Origin of the sequence: Pseudomonas sp. MD195_PC81_125 (genome assembly GCF_014060985.1) — a bacterium.
GTDB classification, from domain to species: Bacteria; Pseudomonadota; Gammaproteobacteria; order Pseudomonadales; family Pseudomonadaceae; genus Aquipseudomonas; species Aquipseudomonas parakoreensis.
The window spans coordinates 1-7,458 of the sequence record NZ_JABULD010000246.1 but is presented as its reverse complement, the minus strand read 5'-3'; the positions used below and the strand labels follow the sequence as shown (position 1 = coordinate 7,458).

Annotated in this window: 7 protein-coding genes and 1 pseudogene; 4 read left to right on the top strand and 4 right to left on the bottom strand. The window is 60.1% G+C overall.

Features of this window, described 5'->3' with window-relative positions:
* Nucleotides 1-239: pseudogene (locus HT737_RS10630) on the top strand (iron(III) ABC transporter); the annotation flags it as partial.
* 226 nt (nt 240-465) lie between these two features.
* On the opposite strand, the gene HT737_RS10625 reads toward HT737_RS10630, so the two are convergent.
* The 4 genes from HT737_RS10625 to HT737_RS10610 all read right to left on the bottom strand — a co-directional run bounded on the left by HT737_RS10625 (nt 466) and on the right by HT737_RS10610 (nt 3,829).
* Entirely contained in the window at nt 466-1,266 is an 801-nt protein-coding gene (locus HT737_RS10625; RefSeq protein WP_182402501.1) for a Crp/Fnr family transcriptional regulator, read from the bottom strand.
* 16 nt (nt 1,267-1,282) lie between these two features.
* Complete coding sequence (locus HT737_RS10620; RefSeq protein ID WP_003228231.1) at nt 1,283-1,555, bottom strand: TfoX/Sxy family protein; 273 nt, start codon at nt 1,553-1,555, stop codon at nt 1,283-1,285.
* A gap of 281 nt (nt 1,556-1,836) precedes the next feature.
* Nucleotides 1,837-2,181: a pentapeptide repeat-containing protein gene (locus tag HT737_RS10615; protein ID WP_041065444.1), complete on the bottom strand. Its 345-nt coding sequence runs from the start codon at nt 2,179-2,181 to the stop codon at nt 1,837-1,839.
* Nucleotides 2,182-2,272: 91 nt separating this feature from the next.
* Nucleotides 2,273-3,829, bottom strand: a complete 1,557-nt coding sequence (locus tag HT737_RS10610) for a bifunctional aminoglycoside phosphotransferase/ATP-binding protein (RefSeq protein ID WP_182402499.1) — start codon at nt 3,827-3,829, stop codon at nt 2,273-2,275.
* A gap of 116 nt (nt 3,830-3,945) precedes the next feature.
* Between HT737_RS10610 and mrcB the strand changes: the two genes are divergently transcribed.
* From mrcB to HT737_RS10595, 3 genes are read left to right on the top strand one after another with little or no spacing between them, the layout of a single operon-like run.
* Nucleotides 3,946-6,270, top strand: coding sequence for a penicillin-binding protein 1B (mrcB, locus tag HT737_RS10605; RefSeq protein WP_047296576.1), 2,325 nt, complete (start codon nt 3,946-3,948; stop codon nt 6,268-6,270).
* A 16-nt stretch (nt 6,271-6,286) separates the two neighbouring features.
* Entirely contained in the window at nt 6,287-7,042 is a 756-nt protein-coding gene (locus HT737_RS10600; RefSeq protein WP_047296575.1) for a lipoprotein, read from the top strand.
* The gene (locus tag HT737_RS10595) at nt 7,042-7,377 is read left to right on the top strand and encodes a YqcC family protein (RefSeq protein ID WP_047296574.1); all 336 of its coding nucleotides are present in this window, start codon (nt 7,042-7,044) and stop codon (nt 7,375-7,377) included. Before HT737_RS10600 ends, HT737_RS10595 begins: the two co-directional genes overlap by 1 nt.
* Nucleotides 7,378-7,458: the final 81 nt, after the last annotated feature.

Below are 7,458 nucleotides of genomic sequence, written 5' to 3'. Positions count from 1 at the left end.
GAACGTTTGCTGGCGGCACCAACCCCGCCATGCTGTTGGCGGGCGCCTGGCATGCGCGCAAGGATGCTGGCGTGCCGCTGCATGTGCTTGATCTTGGCGCAGCCCAAGCGCCCACGGTGCTGATGCTGGCCGAACAGGGCGCCGAGGTCAGCGCGGCGATGGCTGATTACGTCTGGTACACCCCGGTCACGCCTGCGCAGGATTACTGCGCACAGATGCGCAAACAGTTCGGTCAATGACTTTTCCACAGGCAAAAAAAGACCCGGTAAAAACCGGGTCAAATAACCGTGATTAGCCTGATGAGGAGATAATCTGAGAGTCCGAACCAAGGGCTTTTCAGAATATCGACTGATCTCGCGATCAGTTGTGATAATCATAGCGATTCTCATTAACGAGTCAACCACTGTTTTTCCATTCGCGTGATTTAGTCGTGCAAATGGCCGGAATGCCCCGGAAACAGGGGACTCAACGCGCAGCTTTCACCGCACTCAGTTGGGTGATTTTCTGGTTGAGCTGGCCAATGCGCCGGGCCATGCTCTCGATCAGGCTGTGGGCAATCTTCGGATTGTTGCGGGTCATGCTCAGAAACTGATCGCCGGGAATCAACATCACTGTACTTGGCTCGCGGGCAATGACCGTGGCGTTTCGCGGCTCGCCTGTGAACACGGCCATGGCGCCGAAAATCTCGTCCTTGGGCACGTCGCCAACCTTGTGCCCGTCAACAAACGCTTCGGCATGTCCATCGATGATCACAAAGACGTGATCGGCGGCATCGCCCTGCTGGATCAGCACGTCACCGCTCTCGACCCGTTTAAAGCCATGGGTGCTGCGAAACTCCCGTGGCTTCAGTTCGGCCACCGCGTGTGCCAGCAGCGCCATCTGCCCCAGCAGATATTCCAGCCATTGCTCAGCCCGTTCCGGCTCGGCGTACAAATGTCGGAACAGATCGGTTCGTCGATAGGGCAACAAGCGCAATAGTCCATCGCTGCGCAGTCGGCAATCGGTCCAGGCGTCACCTTGCTGCAGGCCGATCAGATCGCCTTCCTGCCAGTAAAGCAGCGCACGGCCACCGATGTAGCCGTGGATCACGCCTTCTGTCAGCAGAAACAGCTGATCGTGTGGGAGCTGCGCCATCAGGTCGTCAGAGATTTCTGGCTCAAACGCTGGCCCGCACGGCGCAAGCCCTTCCAGCCAGCGTGCGGGCAAGCTCTGCAAACGATTGATCAGCGCATCGATCGATGCCGATTGTTCCCCGAGCAGATACATGGTCGTCAGCGCCTGGTCAGTTCTTGTGACGCGAGGAGATGGCTTCGAGCTGCTTGTTCAAGGCGTCTTTGCGTTCGGCCGGGATATCGTTCCAGTGCACATCCATCAGTGCCCCTTCGATCGCGTACAACAACACCTTTGATGCGCGAAACCCGCGGGTACGCACGGCCCGATAGGCGTCCACCGCCCCCAGGCGACGCAAGTCCGAGGCGCTGTGGATGCCCACGGCATGCAGCCATTGCGCCGACGTCTTGCCAAGATTCTTCAGGTGTTGCAGTTCATCATTCATCAAGCCTCCTTGCGACGGCCGAATGGTGCGTGGGCGATCTTCTCAGGAGTGTAGCCATCAGTAGGAAAAGCGTGGTTGTTTGGTCGGATTAGACGCAAACGCTTCTAAGAAAGCAGCTGTGAACCCAGAAAGGAGGGAAGAAACGCGGAAATAAATGTGGGAGCGGGTTTGCTCGCGGAGGCGTCCTGTCGGCCGCAAGATGTATCGACTGACACCACGCCTTCGCGAGCAAGCCCGCTCCCTCGCGGGAAAGGCGTCGGGTCAGAGAAAGATAAAAAGTATCAGCGGGTGCGATAGCGCAGGCGGGTACCAAAATTCATCGACATCAGGATCTCGTCGGCACTCAGTTCCGGCGGGAAGTACGCACCGGAAATCTGCGCATGGGCCAGGCTCGCGCCTTCCAAAGCGGAATTACGGAAATCGATGCCGCGCAAATCGGCGGAGCGGAAGTAGGCGTCGCGGAAATCCACGCCGTCGGCGTTCAGTTCACGCAGATCGAGACCACGGAAGTCGCCACCGACCATGTCGATCGGGCCGTCGTTCGGGCGTTCCTTGTTGAAGCCTGCGATGTCGTCTTTGTGCAGCAGGGCATAAAGCGGGGTGTCGAGAAGTTTCGGCTGGCTCATGTCACATCACCTGTTGGTTTTATGACGCCAGTATAGTGCCACTATTTGACGGCCGTGAAGCCAGCGAGGGCTTCACGGCCGAAATAGTTTCTTACAGGCCTGGCAGGCGCTGACGAATCTGCGCCACTACGGTGTCGAGGGTCCCGCTTTCATTGGTCTGTACGCGTTTGCTGCGCAGAATTTCTTCTGGCGTCAGTGCTTCGCGGCTGGCCTGTTGGGCCTCGATGACCGCCAGCGTGGCGTCGGAAGGGTCCTTCTTGTCGGCCTGACGAATCGCCAGCCAGCTTTCGATCACGGCTTGCGGAGCGTTGCAGTCGAGGATCAGGAACGGCGTGCCGGTGGCCTCGGCGACTTTCGCCGCGCTGTCACGTTGCTCGCGCTTGAGGTAGGTCGCATCAATGACGACCGGGAAACCGGCGTGCAGAATGACTCCGGCAATCTCATGCAAGCGGGCGTAGGTGGCAGCGCTGGCGTCGGCGCTGTAAATCCCTGCCTGCACGTCGTTGGCTACGGTCTGCTCGCCGAACAGACGCTTGCGCTCGACGTCGGAACGCAGGCGAATCGCGCCCAGCGCTTCGACCAGACGCATGGCCACGTGGCTCTTGCCGACAGCCGATACGCCGTGGGTGATGGCCATGAAACGCGAAGGAATGGTGCTGTAGCTTTCCGCCAGATTGGCGTAGTTGCGGTACTGGCGCAGGGTAGTGGCGCGCTGCACCGGAGTGGCGTCTGCCGGCATGCTGAACAGCGCGACTTTGGCGCGGACCAGCGCGCGATAGGCTTTGTAGAAGTTCAGCACTTCCAGGCCTTGATAGTCGCCGGTCAATTCCAGGTATTGGCTGATGAAGCGGCGGGCCAGGGATTTCAGACCACGGTCTTCGAGGTCCATCGCCAGGAAACCGGTGTCGGCCCAGACGTCGGTGAAGCGGAACGGTTCGTTGAACTCGATGCAGTCGAAGATCACCACTTTGCCATTGATCACAGTGGCGTTGCCCAAGTGAATGTCGCCGTGGCATTCGCGAGTGAAACCCTCGGCCTTGCGCTGGCTGAACAGTGCCTTGAGACGGTCGAAGCTGCTCTCGGCCCAGGCTTGCAGGGCCTCGAGTTGCAGCAGATCGTTTTTGTCGCTGAGGAATGGCAGGATCTGTTCGAAGTTCTGGCGCACCGGGGCCATTACGCTGTCCGGGGTACCGGCCTCGTGTTCGGCCGGGACTTTTGGCGCGCTGAGGTGGAATCTGGCGATCTGCTCGGCCATTTCGTCGATGTGCTGAGTGGTCAGTTCACCGTTGGCTTGCAGGGTGCTGAGCAGGCCGGTCTGCGGGAATTGACGCATCTTCAGCACATACTCGATCACCGGGCCGTCGCCGCCCAGTAGGGGTGCTTCGACGCTACCGGTCACCGGCAACACGTCCAGATACAAATCTTCGGTCAGGCGCTGATTCAAACGCAGTTCTTCAGCGCAGAAGTGCTCGCGCGCTTCGAGGCTGGTGAAGTCGAGAAAGCCGAAATTCACCGGCTTCTTCACTTTATAAGCAAACGACCCGGTGAGGATTACCCACGAGATATGGGTTTCGATGACCTGGAACCCGTCGACGGGGTGCGGGTAGAGGGCCGGGTTTTGCAGGGCAGCGATCAGTGACTGGCTCACGGGCGATCCTTCAGAGACTGGGAAATTCGAGGTCGCCATTATGGCCGCTCGCCAGCCTGACGCAAACCTCGGAGCGCTCCTGTTGAGGATGAATAAAGTGCGTATAATCCGCCGCCATGACTCGAACTCGATCCCCCCGTACCAAGAAAAAACCACCTGCCAAGGGCCTGCGGCCGTGGCTGGGCTGGGCCATTAAACTCAGTCTGGTCGGCCTTGTGGTGCTGGCCGGCTTCGCCGTTTACCTCGATGCCGTGGTGCAGGAGAAATTCTCCGGCAAGCGCTGGACCATTCCGGCGAAGGTGTACGCGCGTCCGCTCGAGCTGTTCGTCGGACAAAAGCTGAGCAAGGACGATTTCCTCACCGAACTCGACGCCTTGGGCTATCGCCGTGAAGCCGTGAGCAATGGCCCCGGCGCTGCTGCCGTCAGTGGCAATACCGTCGATCTGAATACCCGCGGCTTCCAGTTCTATGAAGGCCTGGAGAAACCGCAGCCGGTGCGCGTGCGTTTCTCTGGCGACTATGTGGCCGAACTCTCCGGGCTCAACGGCGGGAAGTTGTCCGTGGTGCGGCTCGAGCCGCTGATGATCGGCGGCATTTACCCGAAAAATCTTGAAGACCGCATCCTGATCAAGCTCGATCAGGTGCCGCCGTATTTGCTCGATACGTTGGTCGCCGTTGAAGACCGCGACTACTACAGCCACTGGGGCGTGTCGCCGAAATCGATTGCCCGGGCCATCTGGGTCAACACCTCTGGCGGCAAGATGACCCAGGGCGGCAGCACGCTGACCCAGCAGTTGGTGAAGAACTTCTACCTCACCAACGAGCGCAGTCTGAGCCGCAAGCTCACCGAAGCGATGATGGCGATGCTGCTGGAGCTGCACTACGACAAGAAGGAAATTCTTGAGGCCTACCTCAACGAAGTATTCGTCGGGCAGGACGGTCAGCGTGCGGTGCACGGTTTCGGTCTGGCCAGCCAGTTCTTCTTCGGCCAGCCTTTGTCCGAGCTGAAGCTGCATCAGGTCGCGCTGCTGGTCGGCATGGTCAAGGGCCCGTCCTACTACAACCCGCGGCGCAACCCGGAGCGCGCGCTGGAGCGCCGTAACCTGGTGCTTGATGTGCTTGAGCAGCAAGGCGTGGCGACTGCCGAACAGGTCGAAGCGGCGAAGAAAATGCCATTGGGTGTTACCACGCGCGGCAAGCTCGCCGACAGCTCGTTCCCGGGCTTCATCGATCTGGTCAAACGCCAGTTGCGTGAAGACTACCGCGACGAAGACTTGACCGAAGAAGGCTTGCGGATCTTCACCAGTTTCGACCCGATTCTGCAGATGAAAGCCGAAGCGTCGGTTAACGACACCTTTAAACGTCTGGCTGGACGCAAAGGCTCCGATGATGTGGAAGCGGCGATGGTCGTGACCAACCCGGAGACTGGCGAAGTGCAGGCGATGATTGGTAGCCGTCAGGCCAGTTACGCCGGTTTCAACCGGGCGCTGGACGCCGTGCGGCCGATCGGTTCGCTAGTCAAGCCAGCGGTGTATCTGACCGCACTGGAAAAACCGAGCCATTACACGCTGACCAGTTGGCTGTCGGATGATCCGCTGTCGATCAAGGGGGCGGACGGCCAGGTGTGGAAGCCACAGAACTACGACCGTCGCTCTCACGGCACAGTCTTCCTTTACCAAGGGCTGGCGCATTCCTACAACCTGTCGACCTCGCGTCTGGGCCTGGAAGTCGGTGTGCCGAATGTGCTCAAGACCATTGCGCGTCTGGGCGTGACCCGGGAATTCCCGGCGTTCCCGTCGATGTTGCTCGGGGCTGGCGGCATGACCCCGATCGAAGTGGCGACCATGTATCAGACCCTCGCCAACGGTGGTTTCAATACGCCGATGCGCGGGATTCGCAGTGTGCTGACTGCTGAGGGCGAACCGCTCAAGCGTTATCCGTTCCAGATCGAGCAGCGTTTCGATCCGGCGTCCATCTACCTGATCCAGAACGCCATGCAGCGGGTGATGCGTGAAGGTACCGGCAGCTCGGTTTACAACGTGCTGCCCAAGACCCTGACGCTGGCCGGCAAGACCGGTACCAGTAACGACTCGCGCGACAGTTGGTTCGCCGGTTTCAGTCAGGATCTGCTGGCGGTGGTCTGGCTCGGTCGTGACGACAACGGCAAGACCCCGTTCACCGGGGCGACCGGTGCGCTGCAGGTCTGGACCAGTTTCATGCGCAAGGCCGATCCGCTGCCGCTGGATATGCCGCAGCCGGACAACATCGTTCAGGCGTGGGTCGATTCGCGTACCGGGCAAGGCTCGGATGCCAACTGTCCGGGAGCCGTGCAGATGCCGTATATTCGCGGCAGCGAACCGCCACCCGGTGCCGCGTGTGCAAGCGAAACGCCTGCTTCGCCGGAGTCGGTGATGGATTGGGTCAAGGGCTGGATGAATTAAGCAAAGAGGGTTTCAAGTGAACAAGTGGTTGATTCCAGCGGTGACCGCCGTGGCTTTGCTCAGCGGCTGCTCTACCGTACAGCGTGGTTCGATCCCGGTGGTGGACTCCGGCACAGCCGTGTCCAACAGCGAACGGCTGTCGGCCAACGGCGGTTTCCGCAAGACGACAGTCAAACGTCCAGTGCAGGGTCAGGCGCAATCCCAGGCCATTCCGCAAGGCGATACCGGCGTGGTGGTGATGGTGCCGGGTGGCGGTGCTGCGACATCGGCGCCGATCAGCTCCTCGCCGATCGTTCCTGGTCCGGCGTCCGGTGGGATTACGGCGGGTCCGTACAATCCTTCGCCGGTCGAGTCGGCACCGATCAACACTGGCAGCTACAGCATGCCTTCGACGCCGAGCGGCATTCCTTCGGCCAGCAGTGGCGGAGGTCTGTCCGCAGACGAGCAACTGGATGGTCCGGTACTCGCCTTGCTGACCACTGCGCAACAGCAGCAGGCCGGCGGCGACCTCAACGGTGCATCTTCCAGTCTGGAGCGCGCTCAGCGTGTAGCTCCGCGTGAGCCGCAAGTGCTCTACCGTCTGGCGCAGGTGCGCATGGCCCAAGGTGATGCGCCGCAGGCGGAACAGTTCGCCCGTCGCGCGCTGACCATGGCCAACGGCCGTCCGGATCTACAAGCCAACCTGTGGGAAATCATCGCGCAGTCCCGTGAGAAGCAGGGCGACTCCGCCGGCGCTGCACTGGCTCGTCAAAAGGCCAAGGTTTCGCTCTGATGGACACCCGTTTCCCGAAAATCGCCGATCAATTGCTGCTGATCGAGCGTGAACTGCGCACGCAGGGTTGGTGGGATGAGATCCAGCCATCAGCCGAAGCCTTGAGCAGTGTCGAACCGTTTTCGGTCGACACGCTGGATTTCGAGCAGTGGCTGCAATGGATCTTCCTGCCGCGAATGAAGATGATCCTTGAGCAGGACTTGCCGTTGCCCAATGCCTCGGGCATTCAGGAAATGGCTGAAATGGTCTTCGCCCAGCGTAATCTGCAGGGCAAGGATCGCCAGTTGCAGGTGCTGCTTAAAGAGTTCGATCTGCTGATCACCGCTTCCCGCTAGAGCCGATCCCCTGTAGGAGCTGCCGAAGGCTGCGATCTTTTTTGATCTTTGYTTTTTTTTATGCAGCAAGATCGACAGATC